This window comes from Ferruginibacter sp., from assembly GCF_028288465.1.
In the GTDB taxonomy this organism is placed as follows: domain Bacteria; phylum Bacteroidota; class Bacteroidia; order Chitinophagales; family Chitinophagaceae; genus Ferruginibacter.
In genome coordinates this window covers 38,449-58,448 of sequence record NZ_JAQBNR010000022.1, presented here as the reverse complement: position 1 = coordinate 58,448, position 20,000 = coordinate 38,449, and the positions used below count along the sequence as shown (strand labels likewise).

Here is a 20,000-nt window from a genome sequence, read left to right as displayed (position 1 = left end):
TGCGGCTGATAGAGTTGGAATTGAAAAATGAAATCACACTGTAAAAACAGATCGTCTGATCAATTCCGGTGAAGGTTGCGAACACTTATGGATGAAGTCCTGCATCAGGAGATAAACCTTTATATCCAAATATCAATCTTCACTGGAAATAAGTACATTTATACATCCCTAATATTTATTTCATATGAAGAGGTAATAGTTAAAAATAAATTTGTACTAAATTTAAAAAGAATATTCCTGCCCAATGAACGAATTAACCGCCAAAATAGAAGCTGATCTGATCTATAGCCCGATCGTGAATTTTGCCATGCAGCAAAATCATGTGCCGGTTGTCCGAAAACTAACTATCAAAAACATTGGTGAGGATGCACTGGCCAATCTTTCAATTGAAATAATCTCAGAGCCTGAGTTTGCTATTCCCTGGAATAAAAAAATTGATTTGTTACCCAAAGATGATATGGTTGACTTAGGCCCGGTCGATATTAAATCCATTACAAGATACCTGGCTGCACTAACAGAGAGAATCGTTGGCAGCCTTTCATTGACAATTAAATCCGAAAATGAAATAATCTACGATGAAGTATACAGCATCGATATATTGGCATATGAGCAGTGGAATGGAATAGGAATTCTTCCGGAAATGTTGGCGGCATTCGTAACGCCTAATCACCCGGAAATAGCCAAGATTATAATAAGAGCTTCGGCCGTTTTACAACAATGGACTGGTAAACCTTCTTTTGATGAATACCAAAGCCAGAACCCTGACAGAGTGAGAAAGCAAATGGCGGCAATTTATGAAGCTATTGCAGAATTGAATCTGGTGTATTGTACAGTGCCTGCCAGTTTTGAAGATACCGGGCAGAGGGTGCGTATGTGTGATACCATCTTCAGTCAAAAAATGGCAAATTGCCTCGACATTTCGTTGCTGTATGCGAGTTGCCTGGAGGCAGTTGGCATACATCCCATCCTGATAGTTGTTAAAGGCCATGCATTTGTCGGCGGGTGGCTCATTGATGAATCTTTTCCAGATAGTGTCAATGATGATCTTTCACTGCTTACAAAAAAAACGGCTGATGGAATAAACGATATTGTTTTGGTGGAAGGCACTTTTATGAATGCAGGCAATAGTGGAGGCTTTGATGATGCTGTGCAGGCCGCTAATTATAAATTACTAAAAGAAGATGACTTCCTGCTTTTTCTTGATATCAGACGTGCAAGGTTCAGTGGCATCAGACCTTTACCACTAAGGGTACAAACATTGAATGGTATAGAATTTATAGAACAGCCAACTCAAAGCAGAAACAGTCATATTCCTGAGGAAATTGTACCCACCGGAAAATTGATAGATGTTAGCCGGATTGAAGTTTCCAAAAAGCAATTGTGGGAAAGAAAATTACTGGACCTCACTCTAAGAAATAATCTGCTTAATCTGCGAATAACAAAAAATACAGTACAACTTATATTTACTCAATTGCATAAATTAGAAGATGAACTTGCAGCTGGTAACGAGTTTCAAATTCTACCAAAACCAACAGATTGGGATAACTCTCTTCGCAATGCTGGCATATATCAATCTATCAATGTTTCAGAACCAATTGCTGATTTAATAAATCATGAATTTACTCAAAAACGCCTGCGATCTTATCTTGCAGAAAATGAACTCAATGCCAGCCTTACGCATTTGTTCAGGTCTTCCCGTATATCGCTGGAGGAAAATGGTGCAAATACACTTTATGTTTCATTAGGTATGTTGAAATGGTTTGAAACACCTGAAAGTGAGCGCCCACGTTATGCTCCAATATTATTAATGCCTGTTGAGATTATTCGTAAATCTGCTTCCAAAGGATTTGTTATTCGCACAAGGGAAGAGGAGACCATGATGAATATCACCCTGTTGGAAATGCTCCGGCAAGACTTTGATATCAACATAGGAGGACTAGAGAATTTACCCAAGGATGAAAGTGGTGTTGATCTGAGACTGGTATTCAATATTATACGGCAGGGTATTATGACAAAGAAAAGATGGGATGTAGAGGAACAAATCTTCCTGGGTATTTTTTCTTTCAGCAAGTTTATTATGTGGAATGATATTCATAAAAACTCGGAGATACTCTCGAAGAATAAAATTGTTGCAAGTTTAATTTCAGGCAAAATTGAATGGAATATCCCTGAGCTTACATCAGACACTATCAATTTTGATGAGTTGCATCATCCCGCTACTATTGTACTACCTATAAGTGCTGATTCATCACAACTAGAAGCCATAACAGAATCAGCAACAGATAAAAGTTTTGTATTGCATGGCCCACCCGGCACCGGTAAATCGCAAACCATTACCAATATTATTTCCAATGCATTATACAATGGGAAAAAGGTATTGTTTGTGGCAGAGAAAATGGCGGCACTTTCTGTTGTAAGAGATCGGCTTGAAAAAATAGGACTTGGCGCATTTTGCCTGGAATTACATTCCAATAAATCCAGAAAATCCGCAGTATTGGAACAATTAAAAAGAACCTCTGCTGTAACAAAAGTGATCGCTCCTGAAAATTACAGATCGGAAGCAGAGCGAATTCATTTGATCAGGACCGAATTGAATGGGTATGTGCTGGCACTGCATAAAAAATATCCTTTCGGATTTTCTGTGTATGATTGCTTTTCTACAGATGCACAATTGGAAGCGATACCAAACGAAATAAAATTTACGGATGCAGCAATTGAAACACTTAGCAGAACCGATGTAACGCACTGGAATGATGTGGCCGAAGAAATACAGGCCGCAGGTTCATTGCTGCCCCATCCATATAACCATCCGCTGCAACCAGTAACAACAAAGGTATATTCTCAGCAACTTAAAAATGAATCAAAGGAATTATTAAGCGAAATAATCCAGGTATATAAAACCTATGCTATTGCATGTGAAATCCTTTGTGCCAAGCAACAAATCACTACTCCTATCATTAACCGGGAGCAATTTGATTCACTGAACAGCATTGCCCGTTTACTAACTACGTTGCCCGATATTCCTGCATCGATATTCACTACAGACAATGTTGAACAGGTGCTGGGGCAGTTGATGGCGTTGTGTGAAGAAGGCAATAAAAGAGATGGGATGAGGGCTGAATTATTGAATCATTTTCAGCAAGGCATTCTAACAATCAATGCTGCTGAATTACTGACGCAATGGAATTTTGCTGCTACCAAATGGTTTCTGCCAAAATACTTTCAACAAAAAAATGTGAAGAATGCGCTGAAAGTTATTTCACTAAATGGCAAAATTGATCATACCGAAATCACCTCACTGCTGGAACAAATTATAGCCTTCCAAAAAGTGCAACAGGTAATCGACAAAAATGAAAGCTTCTTAATTCCCCTGCTTGGATTTCTTTGGAAAGGAGGCGAATGTAACTGGCCGCAACTGGTGCTTATTTCAAATACGGTGATTCATATTAACCGGGAAATAATCCTTGTAACCGGCAGTACAACCAGTGCCAAACAGTGGCGGGATCATATGGGTAAAGAGCTGAATGAGGGTGCCAATAATTTTCTTGCCATACATGGAAAATACTTACAACAATTTACCGATTTGCATTTGCACGTAAAAGCGCTGGAAAGAAAATTAAAAGAAAATTTAGGCATTGATCTTACTGACGCAAAAGCAACAACTAATAATTTCATTCCTGAGGCTACAACCATTTTAGAAAAGGTATTGGCAGCCATTGAACAATTGAAGGATTGGATTAGCTGGTTGAATGCAAAAGAAAGCGCTATACAAGCAGGGCTTACGCCGGTTATTGTAGCCTACGAAAATGGCAGGATAGAAAGTAAGCAGGTAACCAATGCCTATAAAAAAGGATTGTACCGTTCCTGCGCCAATTATATGATACAGAAAGAAACTGCATTGAATATTTTTAATGGCAGGCTGTTTGAAGATAAGATCCGCCGGTTCAGGGAAATGAGTGCGTATTTTGAAAAGCTGACCAAAGAAGAACTCTATGCAAAACTTGCTTCCAAAATACCGGACTTTACAAAGGAAGCTGCCCAGACATCCGAGATTGGTTTATTGAAAAAAACTATCGGTAATAATGGCCGTGCAATGCCCATTCGTAAATTGTTTGATGCCATTCCTAATCTGCTTCCGCGGATAGCTCCCTGCATGCTGATGAGCCCTATTTCGGTAGCACAATATTTTGATGCAGCAGGTCCAAAATTTGACCTGGTAGTTTTTGATGAAGCATCCCAGATGCCTACCTGTGAAGCCGTGGGTGCCATTGCGAGGGCCGCCAATATGATCATTGTAGGCGATCCAAAACAAATGCCACCAACCAGTTTCTTTTCTTCGGCCAGTAACATTGATGAAGACAATATTGAAAAGGAAGACCTTGAAAGTATTCTCGATGATTGCCTGGCATTATCTATGCCTTCCAAACATTTATTGTGGCATTACAGAAGCAAACATGAAAGCCTGATCGCCTTTAGCAATTCAAAATATTATGATAATAAATTACTCACGTTTCCATCGCCGGATGATATTGCCAATAAAGTAAACTTTATACCCGTTGAAGGTTATTATGACCGGGGTAAAACCAGGCAAAATAGTTTTGAAGCCAAAGCGGTGATTGATGAAATAAAACGCAGGTTAAGCGATCCCGTGTTATCGAAACGAAGTATCGGTGTAGTAAGTTTTAGTTCTGTACAACAAACACTGATGCAGAATATGTTTGATGAATTGCTGAGTACGAATCCGCACCTTGAAGCAGTTGCCATGGAAAGTGCTGAACCTATTTTTATTAAGAACCTTGAAAACGTACAGGGAGATGAACGGGATGTAATACTGTTCTCGGTAGGATATGGACCTGATAAAGAAGGAAAGGTGAGTCTGAACTTTGGCCCGCTCAACAGGGAAGGCGGATGGCGCAGACTGAACGTAGCTGTTACCCGTGCCCGGTATGAGATGAAAGTATATTCAACACTAAGAGCCGACCAGATTGATATTACCCGTTCTTCTTCTGAAGGCGTGGCAGGCATCAAAGCTTTTCTAGAATATGCAGAGAAAGGCCGCTCTATGCTGGCCACCAGAAAATCAACCATTGAATCAAGAGAAGGCGGATTTGAAAAAGCACTGGCGGAGAAGATCAGGCAACATGGATACGAAGTACATACCAATATCGGCTGCTCCGGCTACCGCATTGATATTGGCATTGTAAATAAACTAAAGCCTTCAGAATACATCCTCGGAATTTTATGCGACGGCAATAATTATCATTCCGCCAAAACAGCAAAGGACCGGGAAATCATTCAGCAGGAAGTATTAAAATTATTGGGCTGGAACATTCATAAAATATGGTCAACCGACTGGTGGGAGAATGCCAACCGTGTAATGGATGATACAATCGAAGCCATAAAGAATGCGGAAGAAAATAATGGAAAAATAATTGAAGGAGAGCCTGTTCAAACTTATACTCCTGAGTCAGAAAAAACAGAACCCTTGGTCTTAAACAATTTCCAACAGACTGAAGCAACAGTACCAATCAAAAATAATTTTGCAGGCAATCTCTATACCATCTGTAACCTTGACATCGTGCGTTCCACTTCATCCGATGACTTTTTGCAATACAGCAATACGCAAAAAATAAAAGACCAGATTAAGCAGGTGCTGGACATAGAAGCACCCATTATGAGAAACCTCTTGGCCAAACGGGTGTTGTCTGCCTGGGGTATTTCAAAACTCGGTGCCCGGATCAATGCGCAATTTGAAAAGCTGTTAAGTGAATCCAATTTAAATCAAACCGGCATAGGTGGCAACCTTGTATTTTGGAATAATACACTGGATCCAATTAATTATAAAGACTACAGGGTAGCAACCAGCAACGGCCAAAAGCGGGATGCAGAAGATATTCCCGCAGAAGAAATTGCGAATGGCATAAAAGATATTTTGAGCCACCAGGTTAGTCTGCCAATCGAGGACTTAGTTCGGGAGGCATCTAAACTATTTGGGTTTGCAAGATCGGGTGCCAATGTGGAGATTGCTATGCGGAAGGGGATTGCTAAAGCCATCGGCAATGGGTATGTTTTGGAAAAGGATAGCAGGTTGGTGTTTATAGAAAGTTGAACACGCATGAATTTCATTATACCGGAAAAAGTGTTCCTGCCGCTCACTTGACATAGGAGTAATGCTCTTTGCCAAGGGTTGAAATTGATAATAATTTGTTTCTTATTTCCATATTAACTCAGCATGTTCCAGCATATGCTTACAATAAAACGGCGAGTTCCTCATTCCTGAAAAATTTCCTGATAACATCAATTTGCTCCTCCGCTGTTTCATGGCATAAGAATCATCAGCAAAGGAGTGCCTGCACAAAAATTGGATTACATGCCTGCCCGGCAGTATCATTCAGGCTGGCGATTGAACCTATGCAATCATATTGGCTGACAGGTAATAATAATCCTGCTTATTACAGATTTTCATCAGCAATGTTTTACGAACAATATGTGTATGAATTTGTGATATTAACGCATTTTAGTGAAGTATTCGGGTGGAAGGGCTTTTCTGTGATGGAAGATGCACCAACCACGGCTGCAAAGCTAAAATATTACCCAATTGCAGCACTAATGCAAGCTTGCAGTGGTTCTTACTTCATCTCCCGACTAAAGAACCATTTATTTAGATATTCTAAGTTATTTAATCCGTAAAAGTGAGAAATTGTCTCATTTTTACGGATTTAAATAGTATATTTGTGAGTATTACACTCAAAAATGTATTTTATGTTATTAGAATTTACTGTCGGCAATTTTCTATCCTTCCGGGATAAAAAGACACTGAGCCTTGATGCTACAGCAGTAAAAGAGCATGCGGAAACCAACCTGATTTTAACAGAACGATATAAGATTTTAAAAGGCGCTGTTATTTATGGTGCCAACTCAAGCGGCAAAAGCAATTTGGTTAAAGCCATGTCTACCATGCGGAGACTGGTATTGCAATCTTTTGAGCAATCCTCTACTGCAGAGTTGGATATCACCTCTTTTTTATTACAGACGGAGAACGAAGAGAAGCCTTCCTTTTTTGAAGTATTGTTTTTGGTAGATGAAACCAGGTATCGGTATGGTTTTGAGGCGGATAATTATTCCATCAAATCAGAGTGGTTGTATGAAGCAAAAAAAACAGGAGAAAAACCTTTGTTTATCCGGGAGGAAGATGGAATTGAAGTAATGAAAATATTTCCGGAAGGAAAGGATCTGGAAGAAAAAACAAGGGATAATGCTTTGTTCCTGGCGGTGGTGGATCAGTTCAATGGAAAGACGGCCAAAACAATTATGAATTGGTTTACCAATTTTGTCACTATCTCGGGCTTAAGCCACGAACGGTACACTGGAGTAACTTTTAGACTGCTTGAAAACGAGGCAAGCAAACCGCTGCTGCAAGCTTTTTTTAACACGGTTGATTTGGGTTTTGATTCTGTAAAACTGAATAAAAAAGAGTTTGATTTAGCCAGGCTGCCTAAAGATATGCCTGAATCTATTATGCAGGAATTAAGTATCAAGCTTCAGGGTAAAACAATGGTAGATGCAATTACGATGCATAAAAAATACAATGACAAAAACAAAGTAATCGGAGCTGTTGAGTTTGATATGGATAGTCAGGAATCTGCGGGTACCAATAAAGTGTTCAATATGTCGGGACCTGTGTTTGATGTGTTGAACGATGGAGGAGTGTTGGTGGTAGATGAATTGGACGCCAGTTTACATCCTTTGCTCACTTTGGCAATTACCAAACTTTTTAATTCCAGGGATCATAACCCAAAGAACGCACAACTTATTTTTGCGACACACGACACAAATTTACTGACCTACGGCAATTACCGCAGAGACCAGATTTATTTTGTGGAAAAGGATAAATATGGTGCATCGGATTTGTATTCTTTGGTAGAGTATAAAGAAGAAGGGGCAACCAAAGCTGTTCGTAAAGACCGCTCCTTTGAAAAAGACTATATCCAGGGGAGATACGGTGCTATTCCTTTTATTGGTAACCTTTCAAATATCGTAAAAGAATGGCAAGAAAAATAAAGATACCCAATGAGCACAACCTAAATATGTTCCAACAGATGCTTACAATAAAATGTCCCCCTCCTCATTCATGAAAAGTTTTCTGATAACATCCATCTGCTTCTCCGCTTTTTCACGGCATAAGAATCATCAGCAAAGAAGTGACTGCACAAAAATTGAATTATATGCCTGCCCGGCAGTATCATTCTGGCGTGCAGTTGAACCCATGCAGCCACATTGGCTATTGTTTAATAATAATCCTGCTGATTACAGATTTTCATCGGTAATGTTTTACCAACAACATGTGAATGAATTTGAGATTTCAACGCATTTTGGTGAAGTGTTATAAAGGAAGAAGTGGTCGGTGGAGATAACGAACCATGGGAAGAAAGGGTTTTCGGTGATGGAAGACGCACCAACCACTGCTGCAGATTTAGTTGTGATTTGCTTTCAGATTTTTTAATAACTTAGTTCTTACACAACTATCACAAAGGAACCGATAACCACGGGCAGTTGTGATTTGCTTTCAGATTTTTTAATAACTTAGTTCTTACACAACACACTCAATTTTAAAACAGCCCCAACAGCGTTGTGATTTGCTTTCAGATTTTTTAATAACTTAGTTCTTACACAACTGCGGCAGTAAGGGATTCAATGTTGTGGTAGTTGTGATTTGCTTTCAGATTTTTTAATAACTTAGTTCTTACACAACAAAAGAGTATGGCATGGAAATGCCCACACGTTGTGATTTGCTTTCAGATTTTTTAATAACTTAGTTCTTACACAACCACTCAAAAGTGATATCCTGAATGCCTGTAGTTGTGATTTGCTTTCAGATTTTTGAATAACTTAGTTCTTACACAACATTAGGGCAGCTTTGCGTGTCTCCTTCCCCGTTGTGATTTGCTTTCAGATTTTTTAATAACTTAGTTCTTACACAACCCATCATTGAACCTTCAACAATCATTCTTAGTTGTGATTTGCTTTCAGATTTTTTAATAACTTAGTTCTTACACAACTTAAATGGAATGGATACAGACACGCAGCGGTTGTGATTTGCTTTCAGATTTTTTAATAACTTAGTTCTTACACAACACAGTAGTATTGATTACGTACGCATCCAACGTTGTGATTTGCTTTCAGATTTTTTAATAACTTAGTTCTTACACAACCAAAACCACCTTTACAAAGCACTTATCACAGTTGTGATTTGCTTTCAGATTTTTTAATAACTTAGTTCTTACGTATCCCACCGGCCAAGTACATCTTTTAGACCTTGATTGCTGACTATATCTTAGCCATCAAAATTATTTTAGATGGAAAGCAAACAGCAAACCCGGGATCATCATTTTGCGATGATTACCTTATGGAAGCAAAGCGGACAAACTCAGAAGCAATTCTGCCTGCAAAATAATATTGCCTATCATGTGTTTCATTACTGGTATAAAGTTTACCGCGATCAGCAACCTGCCGGCGGTTCTTTTGTTGCGCTAAACCTTGCAGCACCACGCCAGGCCAATATTGAACTTCACCTCACCGATGGCAGGCGGATTGTTTTTCATCAACCGGTGAGTGCTGATTTTTTAAGAGCATTGATTTACTAAGTCATGCTGCATTTATCTGCCTCTGTTCAATACTATTTTTACAACCAGCCGGTTGATATGCGCAAAGGATTTGACAGCCTGAGTGGCCTCGTACAGCAGCATATGCAACTCAATGTTTTAAACGGAGGCATCTTTATCTTCATCAACAAAAAGCGCAACCAGGTAAAGCTGCTGCTGTGGGAAGGCGACGGACTGGCACTCTATTACAAACGGCTGGAACGTGGCACTTATGAATGTCCGAACACTTCAGATGGCTTTGGTTTAAGCGCCACTCAACTGCAATTGATATTACAGGGAATACAACTCAAAAGCATAAAAATGAAAAATCGTTATCAACATACTGTAGGTAAATAAATTTACTGAAAGCTTTGCTGGCATTGAATTGTATTCAGAAATTTACATCCTCAATGCAACACACAATTACTGATACCGATTACAAAAGTTTATACGAAAACGCATGCTTAAGAATTGCAGTGCTGGAGCAGGAACTGGCACAGATTAAGAAGATCATCTTCGGATCTAAACAAGAGCGCTTCGCTCCAACTGATTCAACAGCCGCTACACAATTGTCGCTTAATGTTGAAGCCGAAGCAATTGCTGCAGTAAAAATCACCAATGCAAAAAAGATAGAATATACAAAGGTTACCACAGCAATTACTCCTGCCAAATTGCATCCCGGTCGTAACCCATTGCCTGAACATTTAGAACGCAGGGAGCAAATTATTTTACCTGTTGAAGACATCAGCCTGTTAAAAAAGATAGGCGAAGAAGTTACCGAAGAACTGGAATATGAGCCAGGTAAATTATTTGTAAATAAAATCGTTCGGCCCAAATATGCAAAAACAGGTGGCGAAGGTATACTCATTGCTCCCATGATAGAAAGGCCGCTGCCTAAAGCCATTGCAGGGCCAGGCCTGCTGGCGCAGATCACCATTGATAAGTACGTAGACCACCTGCCGCTGCACCGGCAGATGGAGCGCTTTAAAAGAGATGGTGTCAACATGGCTTACAGCACACTAACCGATATGGTGAGTGGAACCTGTTCCTTAATAACACCGCTATACGAGGCATTAAAGAATTATACACTCCGCCTGGATTACCTGCATGCAGATGAAACACCCATCAAAGTATTGGATAAAGACAAAAAGGGGCAAACGCACCGCGGCTACTTTTGGGTATACCACAGCAGTGTAGAAAAGCTGGTGTTTTTTGATTACCAGCCCGGCCGCGGCAGAGAAGGCCCGCAGCAGGTGCTGAAAGAATTTAAAGGGTATTTGCAAACGGATGGCTACAGCGTATACGACTTCTTTAAAGAAAAAGAAGACATCACCGTATTGCACTGTATGGCCCATGCCCGGCGTATGTTTTATGAAGCCCAGGCCAACGATGCCCAACGTTCCGCCTATGCGCTCGAACAATTTGCAAGCCTGTATGCCATAGAACGTACTATTAAAGAACAACAGCTTACGCATGAACAGTCACTGCAACTGCGGCAACAACAGGCCGTACCCATATTGCAAAGTTTTGGTCAGTGGATGAAGGAAGAGTATGTACAAACACTACCCAAAAGCACCATTGGCAAAGCATTGGGCTATAGCATAGAGCGTTGGAAGGAACTGAGTATTTACGCCACCGACGCTAAGTTCAACATCGATAACAATCCGGTAGAAAACAGCATACGGCCGGTAGCCATAGGCCGAAAGAACTATTTATTTGCAGGGTCGCACGAAGCAGCTCAGCGAAGTGCGATGCTATACTCCTTACTTGGCACGTGCAAATTAAATGGCATCAATCCATTTATTTGGCTAAGAGAAACCTTGCGCCGTATTGCCACACATCCTATCAATAAAATTGAAGAATTACTACCGCAGAATTTTAAACTCAACACAACCTGTAAAATTAAATACACTTGCTAACTGTAGCAAGATGTACTTGCCCGGAGGGATACGTTCTTACACAACCGGGTGTTGGTGTCAATCTCTGCTTTAAAGTTGTGATTTGCTTTCAGATTTTTTAATAACTTAGTTCTTACACAACATCCAATGGTACAACCAAAACACACCCACCGTTGTGATTTGCTTTCAGATTTTTTAATAACTTAGTTCTTACACAACCGTGTTCTTCACGTTTGCGAATGTTGGACCGTTGTGATTTGCTTTCAGATTTTTTAATAACTTAGTTCTTACACAACAGTAAATAAGCTGCGGGTTATCCCGGCAATGTTGTGATTTGCTTTCAGATTTTTTAATAACTTAGTTCTTACACAACACAACATGGAATGCAGCATTAAACAGGTGGTTGTGATTTGCTTTCAGATTTTTTAATAACTTAGTTCTTACACAACCTAACAGGCGAAAACATAAAAGCGGGAACGGTTGTGATTTGCTTTCAGATTTTTTAATAACTTAGTTCTTACACAACTAGGATATACAGCAACAGAAGAAGCAGTAGTTGTGATTTGCTTTCAGATTTTTTAATAACTTAGTTCTTACACAACATAGGAGCAGTAATACACACACCCACAGTAGTTGTGATTTGCTTTCAGATTTTTTAATAACTTAGTTCTTACACAACGATGAAGGATTATTTGCACCAAAGTACATTGTTGTGATTTGCTTTCAGATTTTTTAATAACTTAGTTCTTACACAACAATCTACGTGGCTATAACTGGTGGTTTACTGTTGTGATTTGCTTTCAGATTTTTTAATAACTTAGTTCTTACACAACTGCCGGATCGTAGCTAACAAAACGCGCGCGGTTGTGATTTGCTTTCAGATTTTTTAATAACTTAGTTCTTACACAACATGGCGAACGTCGGCCAGATATGTGGACATGTTGTGATTTGCTTTCAGATTTTTTAATAACTTAGTTCTTACACAACTATACATATGCACGGAATAATATGGACAGAGTTGTGATTTGCTTTCAGATTTTTTAATAACTTAGTTCTTACACAACTATACAAAAACTACTATGCGAACAAACAAGTTGTGATTTGCTTTCAGATTTTTTAATAACTTAGTTCTTACACAACGGGGTTCCCTTACATAGCACTTAAAATACTGTTGTGATTTGCTTTCAGATTTTTTAATAACTTAGTTCTTACACAACAGGGGTGGGACACACAGAAGTTGCAACACAGTTGTGATTTGCTTTCAGATTTTTTAATAACTTAGTTCTTACACAACGCAATGTTTCCAAAGGTAGCAGGCTACGAAGTTGTGATTTGCTTTCAGATTTTTTAATAACTTAGTTCTTACACAACGCTATAGGGTTGTTTAGCTTGCCAATATAGTTGTGATTTGCTTTCAGATTTTTTAATAACTTAGTTCTTACACAACAACATATTCGCTGACACGTCAACCGACGCAGTTGTGATTTGCTTTCAGATTTTTTAATAACTTAGTTCTTACACAACACGAACCCATACAACTACCTGTCAGACCCAGTTGTGATTTGCTTTCAGATTTTTTAATAACTTAGTTCTTACACAACCAGCGAACGAAGTACTAGGAACTAAAGAAGTTGTGATTTGCTTTCAGATTTTTTAATAACTTAGTTCTTACACAACTGCAAAACGCACTATTAATAACATAAAAAGAGTTGTGATTTGCTTTCAGATTTTTTAATAACTTAGTTCTTACACAACAAACACTGGCAATACGGATTCATATGGAAAGTTGTGATTTGCTTTCAGATTTTTTAATAACTTAGTTCTTACACAACACATATTCGCAGACACGTCAACAGATGCAGTTGTGATTTGCTTTCAGATTTTTTAATAACTTAGTTCTTACACAACAAATGGAGAATGTAGGAGCAGTAATACATAGTTGTGATTTGCTTTCAGATTTTTTAATAACTTAGTTCTTACACAACAAGAAATACATCGTATGAAGGAGAAACAATGTTGTTATTTGCTTTCAGTTTTTTTAATTTCTTTTTTCTTACACAACTTCATATTCGCAGAAACTGCGATAGACGCAGTTGTGATTTGCTTTCAGATTTTTTAATAACTTAGTTCTTACACAACTGGTGCCTCTTTTTAAAGTTGTATCCCCATAGTTGTGATTTGCTTTCAGATTTTTTAATAACTTAGTTCTTACACAACACGGACAAAATGTTGTACAGCCTGAACGGTGTTGTGATTTGCTTTCAGATTTTTTAATAACTTAGTTCTTACACAACTCGGACGTGCACGGCAGCTTTTAATTACTTGTTGTGATTTGCTTTCAGATTTTTTAATAACTTAGTTCTTACACAACAAAATCATAGAAGTCCTCTGCATCTGCAGCGTTGTGATTTGCTTTCAGATTTTTTAATAACTTAGTTCTTACACAACTACCAACTCCCCGGGTTGATAGTGGCGGGTGTTGTGATTTGCTTTCAGATTTTTTAATAACTTAGTTCTTACACAACTTTATCTTGTATGCGGTCCAGTGTCCAGCGGTTGTGATTTGCTTTCAGATTTTTTAATAACTTAGTTCTTACACAACTGTCGTACTGTAAATATACATGAAATCAGGGTTGTGATTTGCTTTCAGATTTTTTAATAACTTAGTTCTTACACAACAGGATTGGCTGAAAGTCTATCCTGTTGTGTATATTGACTGTTTTTTAGGATTTAAAATTCCAGGATTCCTTCATTTTTTAAATCCTGGTGGAGATGTTAAAACATTTCTAATTGCTGTGCCGGAGGAGTAGTTTCGGTGAGTTTGTGTCCGTGAAAGATCTCCATCATGCCAAACTGCTTATCAGTAATGCACATTATGCCTACATGGCCTTTTTCCGGAAGTATCTTTTTTACCCGTTTTATATGCACATCAGCATTCTCCCTGCTGCTGCAATGTCTCAGGTATATCGAGAATTGAAACATTTGAAACCCGTCTTTCATAATGTTTTTGCGGAAAAGAGAATATATTTTACGCTCCTTTGGGGTTTCTGTCGGAAGGTCGAAAAATACAAGTACCCACATAATACGATATGCATTTAAGCGGTTATTCATTTTCTAACATATAACTTATACCGATTTTTATACAAATTCGGGATATAGTATCTTTCGTTGTTTACCTTCAAAGCACTTTACCAGTGAAGCAGTTGTTTTTTGTACGGCCACCATTAACGGACTTTTCTCATCATTGATCTTTACATCCATTGCAGGTATGTTTAACAGATCTTTTTTCATATTTGGGGTAAGTTCCAGGAAATTGCCGTTAAGGTTTACAATATTTACAACCATCTTATCTACAAAAGGCCGGTAGGGTTCCATAATGTCATCTGCGAGGCAATAGGCATTGTATTGATTTTTGTGAAAAATGCCAAGGGTGGGTAGTAACCCACTAGCTACCAAATTTCTTGCTACAACAGCCCTTAATATAGCATAGCCATAATTTAATAAATTATTAGGAGGCTCGCCAAAGCGTTCCCGCTTAAAGTCAGGGAAAATTTGAAAAATATTTTTCCAGTAATAAACTGCCGCTACGGCTTCATGATTGTCACTGTCGCCACTTTTAACCTCAAGAGCCCAGTTTCGCATATTTTTAACTGGTATCCTGCATGTTTCAAGTAAAGCAGCCTGGTTATTTATCTTGCAACCGACGGTTTGTTGCCATAATTGCTTTTTTAAGGGAATACTGGCTTCTACCTGCGCCTGAAATTTTGCACTTTGCAAGGTATGCCCATCTAAATTTAATAACATGCCGGTAGGGTGGTGGCTGTTATCACAGGTAATAAATGCTACATTATTAGCAAGTAATTTTGCTATCAATGCCTGAGTGATAGTTATTTGCTGATGATCTAATATAAGTACCCCTATATCTTCTATAGGCAAGCTTTTTATTTCGCCGGTTTCTTCGCTTTGGAAAACAAGTTGCTCATCTTTTGTTTTGAGATAAGCTGGATTGCCGAAGTATAGCGTACGTTTAATCATATACTGGGTTTTATTATATTGCCCAAACGACCTATATTTAGTTTCCAGCAAAAGTCTTTTATTGAGCGGCCATCAATATTTTCATAAGCATCTTGTGAGCCAAATTCAATTCCCCTTTTTACTGAATCCGCAATATAATGTTTAATAAAGTAAATTCGATTGCCGCTAAATTTTTGAACTATATAAATGTTCTTACTTCTTTCAACCGTATTATTCCAGTAAGGCTCATAAAAGATGCTGACATTGTCTACAATCATTTCTTCATCTTTACGTGGTAAGTAAACAAAATCTCCCTGTTTTAAAGTGAACAATAATTTAGCCTTATGTTTTTGCTCAAAATATTCTTTAAACGAGTTGTCCTTATTAAATTTTTGTTTGTCTCTAGCATTATTAAATGCAGTTTTTAAATAGTCAGTGGCATCAAAAAAGGTGATGATATCAAATGCTCGCTTTATTTTCTTGTCAGGGTTTGTCTGCTCCATCACTGCAAACAGATAATTGTCTCCGGTTTTTACATAAAGTGACGAGTTATATGCTTTACCTCTATCTAATCTTTGTAGTGTATCAACTATTTCTTCTGATTTATTTTTTTTCTTTTTATTTGGGTCTTGATAAAATATTTTAATGGACGAAATAGGAGTGTGAGGTGATAGCTCTCCTTTGGAGTTTCTTTTGTTGGCTAATTTGTTATTTAAATCCAATATTCCTTCTGCAGAAAAGGCATCTTCCTTTCTTAGGCCATAATCTTTCAAATGTGCTACGATTACTGTTTTCAAATAAGGGTTTACAATTTTATCTATAGTTTTTTCAGTAGCAAAGTTTTTTCCTGCTAATTTTACTAATGGAATCCTATAAGTCTCTGCATTTTTTTGTTTGTTATCGCCAGAACCTTCCTTCCCATATAGCGTTCCTTCATGTAATTGCCCTCTTATTTTAATTTGAAGTTGGCCGGCACCATCATATTGAATCAATAATTTGTCTTTGGGCTTTTGAGAAACGATTATTTTATCAATCTGTTTTTCCGCTTGCTCAGGAAAACCGGGCCAGGGCATTGGTATTTGCCGGAATCTCTCTAATTGTTCGGTGACCTTTTTTCGTTTAACTTCATCTAAGTTCATTATCTCATCCAGTAATTCAGTAGGCGTTCCTTCGAAATTTGGAAGAATTTCATCTTTATGTTTTACAAGCCAGTCCTGTAATTCTTTATTGAGGTTATTTAAGCTTTGTATATGAGATTGCTCTGTACATGCTACAATTAGTGCATCTATTGCATGATGGCGGTGATCAATCCGCTTGCTCCAGTTTTTTATAACGAGCTTATTCCTTTTCAGTTGAATAAAATTTGTGCGAAAGCATGCTTCAAAATGCTCTTTATCTAAAATTGTTTCATCAAAAAGAATTTCTTTTTCATTATACTCTTTTTTCTGGGCTTCCATTTTTTTTGAGTAAGCATCATATTCATTTTCTATAAATTTTTCATTTTTCAGCATGTCTTCATACCTTCCAAGTAATAGCCCCTTGAATTTATCAGTTAAACCCCACTGGTGTCTTAAATAATCAGTTACACCACCTGTAGTTGATTTCACGTTCTCATTGCCAACAATTTTATTTAACTCTTCTTTTACCTTAACAGCAATGTATTGTGTGTCCTTAATTTGCCTGGTAATTGGATCCTCAGGTACTTTTGTAGCTAATAGATTTTTACGTTTTGCACCAAAGAATATTTTATTGACTTCTTCAATATAAACTTCCTTGCTTCTAAGTGATTGAGTAATCGAACCTGCTTCAAAATATTCCATTGCGGTTCTGTTGCCTTTGTCTTTGTTGATAGTTGTTTCACAGATTACTTTGTTCGCGAACGAATCATCAAAATATCTTGACTTTGGTATAATATGGTCAACATCATACATTCCCTTGTCAAACAAATCTGCTAGTCTAATTGGTTTGCCCGAATAGGGAGATAAATGTCCTTGTTCTTTCCAGAGCCTCATTTTCTCAATTTCAGACTTTGATGGGTCCCTATATTGCTTAACATATTCTTCCTGCACATTTTCTTGTGATGCCCAGAGTTTGTATTTCTCAATATTTGCGTTCGTTATTTCAATTTTATACTCCATTAAATGGTCTTTTACAAGCCCATTCTCTTTTTGATTTTTCTGGTTTGACGTATGAATTTTTGCCCTTTTGTCCGCACTGTTTTTTAATTCTCGGGCTAATTCTATCCATATTTCACCCGGCTTCATGCCGCATTGCTTCCAAATATCCTGTACAATAACTAAAGCCTCATTTACAATTTGTTCAGCAAGCGGGTTTCTTAATTCACCTTGTTTAATCCTCTTAATATCTTCAAAATTCTTTATCACGGTATCTTTTGAATATTCCACGGCAGTGTGCTTGTCATACACTAAAATGGTCGCAAATGAATTCATAATTCCTCCGTCTGCCAATAACTCTATATTCGTTTCTAAATATTCTTGCGCAGATTTCTCAAATGGGTCCGATACGTTCTCATTAAGAAGCTTGATAATTTTATTCTTTAAAGTCTCTGAAAATGCGCCATCAAAGTATTTACCTGCCCTCACCAAAGGCAAAATATTTTCAATGGCTTTCAGGCTCAGGCTGGCGTAGGCTCTGCTAAATTTTATTTTTGAAATTTGGACTGCGATTTCTTCTATATCGCCAATGTTAGCAGCATACTTTTTTAGGAAGACAAGTACCTGGGATGTCCTTTCACTATTAAGGTCATACTCATTTCCTTTGCCATTATAGAGAATATCCCACAATTCTATTTGTCTTTCAAGGTTGTCAAGTTTTGTTATGCCCCACAGTTTTTGCAAACTCTTTTTCAGCAATAACTTTGTTTCGTTGCCTTTCATTTTTGATTTTGCATCAAGGCCATTTAGGAAGTCAATGTTTTGCCTGAGACCACAATCCTTTTTTACTTTATTAAAAACGGTTGCAAATGCTAATTCTTTTTTGCTTTGCAGTTCTTCAAAAAGCCATTCTTTTATTGATATGGGTATTGGTTTGTCAATATATTCGTATTTAATTTCTCCTTTTTTATTTACACCTTTTTCGTTTTTTGTATTAATTGTGAGTTTGTTTATCTGTTCCCAGATTTTGTATTCCTGAAATATAGGATGGCTTTTAGCAACTACCTTTTTGGTTGGCTCGAATCTGCAATTTGAAATTAGATGAGATTGATCTTTCAGTTCTCTTTGATAAAAAATGATTTGGTCTTTAACAAGATATTTCAAGCCATTCTCTAAGGCCAATTTTCGGTATAGTTCTTTCTTTGATTGTTTTGATTGATCTGTTTCCGGTTTTTCAAATTGTCTTTCCGGGAATATAAATGAAACAATTTTGGTAAGCAATTCTCTATTACAAGAGAGGTTGCAGAACTCATCATTTATTTCTAGTTGAGTCTGCCATACCGCATTAAATTCTGCTTCATATCGAGAACGCAATACCACGTTGTTCCTGATTTTAGCCCATCTGTTTTCTTTAAGTACATCAAGAAGGTGTTCTGAAATAAAGACTTCCCTTCCTGCCGCTTTAGACTTGTCTTTAAGTTCCTTTTCAAGATTTTCCATCTTCTTCCTCCAGCTAGTTTTGCTTGGAAGTTTGAAAAAATAACTATTCTCCCCTTTTTTGGGTCTCGTGATTACTATTTGGAGTTCTAAAGATTCACCCGCTTTTAGCATATCCAGGAAGGTCTCACCCTCTATAATAGTTTCATCAACTCGCTCGTCGTCTACTTCAACTTTTATTTTCCTTTTGTTTAGCTCTTTCCCTTTGAAAATTATTTTTTCAGGTTCTCCCATACTGATAATGTTCGTTAAGACAGAAAAATTTACTTTACTTTTCTTTGTTTCATTGTCTTCTTCGTCATTATCTTCTTTGTCAGGCTCACTATTTCCTCCTGAATAGCCACGTAATTGATTATACAAATAAATGACTCTTCCTAACTCTTGTAGCGATATTTTTTCATTTAAAGCTTTTACCCGAAGTTCTATTAAATCAAAAGCGGTAAGTTGTTTTTGATCTTTTTTGATAGGTTTAATGCAAACCCTGTCAATTCTATTAGGATTATCAAAAGGCTGTATAAGTTTTATTTGCTCGGGCAACATATTCAATTGTTCAAGCGCATAAATCAATTTATTTCTACGTTGCTTATAACGCTTATTCAGTTTACGTGCTCCTCTGGCTAATCTTCTTACGGCATTTTTTGTTTGTGCCTGTCCTCTTTCAAACTTACTTAATTCCGCTCCCATGGGTATAATGCGGCTGCCCATTCCTAATATTTCATGGTTTTCTTTATCAATCAATGCCCAACCAATACTATTAGTGCCTAGGTCTAATCCTAAAACAGTTTTTGCCATACAGCTGTAGTTTATATTTTTTAGTATATCTTTAAACTTGAAAG

The 20,000-nt window shown here is 37.6% G+C and carries 9 protein-coding genes and 3 CRISPR repeat arrays; of the genes, 6 read left to right on the top strand and 3 right to left on the bottom strand.

Going from position 1 to position 20,000, the window contains the following annotated elements; genetic code table 11:
* The first annotated feature begins 244 nt into the window (after nt 1-244).
* The 6 genes from JWR61_RS10850 to JWR61_RS10825 all read left to right on the top strand — a co-directional run bounded on the left by JWR61_RS10850 (nt 245) and on the right by JWR61_RS10825 (nt 11,560).
* Entirely contained in the window at nt 245-6,109 is a 5,865-nt protein-coding gene (locus tag JWR61_RS10850; RefSeq protein ID WP_301927832.1) for a DUF3320 domain-containing protein, read from the top strand.
* A gap of 95 nt (nt 6,110-6,204) precedes the next feature.
* Nucleotides 6,205-6,690, top strand: coding sequence for a hypothetical protein (locus JWR61_RS10845; protein ID WP_301927831.1), 486 nt, complete (start codon nt 6,205-6,207; stop codon nt 6,688-6,690).
* A 72-nt stretch (nt 6,691-6,762) separates the two neighbouring features.
* On the top strand, nt 6,763-8,061 hold the full coding sequence (locus JWR61_RS10840) for an ATP/GTP-binding protein (protein WP_301927830.1): 1,299 nt from the start codon (nt 6,763-6,765) through the stop codon (nt 8,059-8,061).
* Between the two features lie 415 nt (nt 8,062-8,476).
* Nucleotides 8,477-9,212: direct repeats of the CRISPR family, unit length 47 nt; unit sequence GTTGTGATTTGCTTTCAGATTTTTTAATAACTTAGTTCTTACACAAC.
* 144 nt (nt 9,213-9,356) lie between these two features.
* Nucleotides 9,357-9,644 (top strand): hypothetical protein, encoded by a 288-nt coding sequence (locus JWR61_RS10835; RefSeq protein ID WP_301927829.1) that lies wholly within the window; start codon nt 9,357-9,359, stop codon nt 9,642-9,644.
* Between the two features lie 3 nt (nt 9,645-9,647).
* Complete coding sequence (gene tnpB / locus JWR61_RS10830) at nt 9,648-9,998, top strand: IS66 family insertion sequence element accessory protein TnpB (RefSeq protein WP_301927828.1); 351 nt, start codon at nt 9,648-9,650, stop codon at nt 9,996-9,998.
* Nucleotides 9,999-10,051: 53 nt separating this feature from the next.
* Complete coding sequence (locus JWR61_RS10825; protein ID WP_301927827.1) at nt 10,052-11,560, top strand: IS66 family transposase; 1,509 nt, start codon at nt 10,052-10,054, stop codon at nt 11,558-11,560.
* Between the two features lie 74 nt (nt 11,561-11,634).
* Nucleotides 11,635-12,526: a CRISPR direct-repeat array (repeat unit 47 nt; unit sequence GTTGTGATTTGCTTTCAGATTTTTTAATAACTTAGTTCTTACACAAC).
* Between the two features lie 1,183 nt (nt 12,527-13,709).
* A CRISPR array of direct repeats spans nt 13,710-14,218; the repeat unit is 47 nt; unit sequence GTTGTGATTTGCTTTCAGATTTTTTAATAACTTAGTTCTTACACAAC.
* A gap of 96 nt (nt 14,219-14,314) precedes the next feature.
* Here JWR61_RS10825 and cas2 read toward each other — a convergent pair.
* The 3 genes from cas2 to cas9 are packed head-to-tail and all read right to left on the bottom strand — an operon-like array spanning nt 14,315 to nt 19,956.
* The gene (gene cas2 / locus JWR61_RS10820) at nt 14,315-14,650 is read right to left on the bottom strand and encodes a CRISPR-associated endonuclease Cas2 (RefSeq protein ID WP_301927826.1); all 336 of its coding nucleotides are present in this window, start codon (nt 14,648-14,650) and stop codon (nt 14,315-14,317) included.
* A 27-nt stretch (nt 14,651-14,677) separates the two neighbouring features.
* A complete protein-coding gene (gene cas1 / locus JWR61_RS10815; protein ID WP_301927825.1) occupies nt 14,678-15,574 on the bottom strand; it encodes a type II CRISPR-associated endonuclease Cas1 in 897 nt (298 codons plus the stop codon).
* Complete coding sequence (gene cas9, locus JWR61_RS10810) at nt 15,571-19,956, bottom strand: type II CRISPR RNA-guided endonuclease Cas9 (RefSeq protein WP_301927824.1); 4,386 nt, start codon at nt 19,954-19,956, stop codon at nt 15,571-15,573. The genes cas1 and cas9 overlap by 4 nt, the downstream gene beginning before the upstream one ends.
* Nucleotides 19,957-20,000 lie beyond the last annotated feature (44 nt).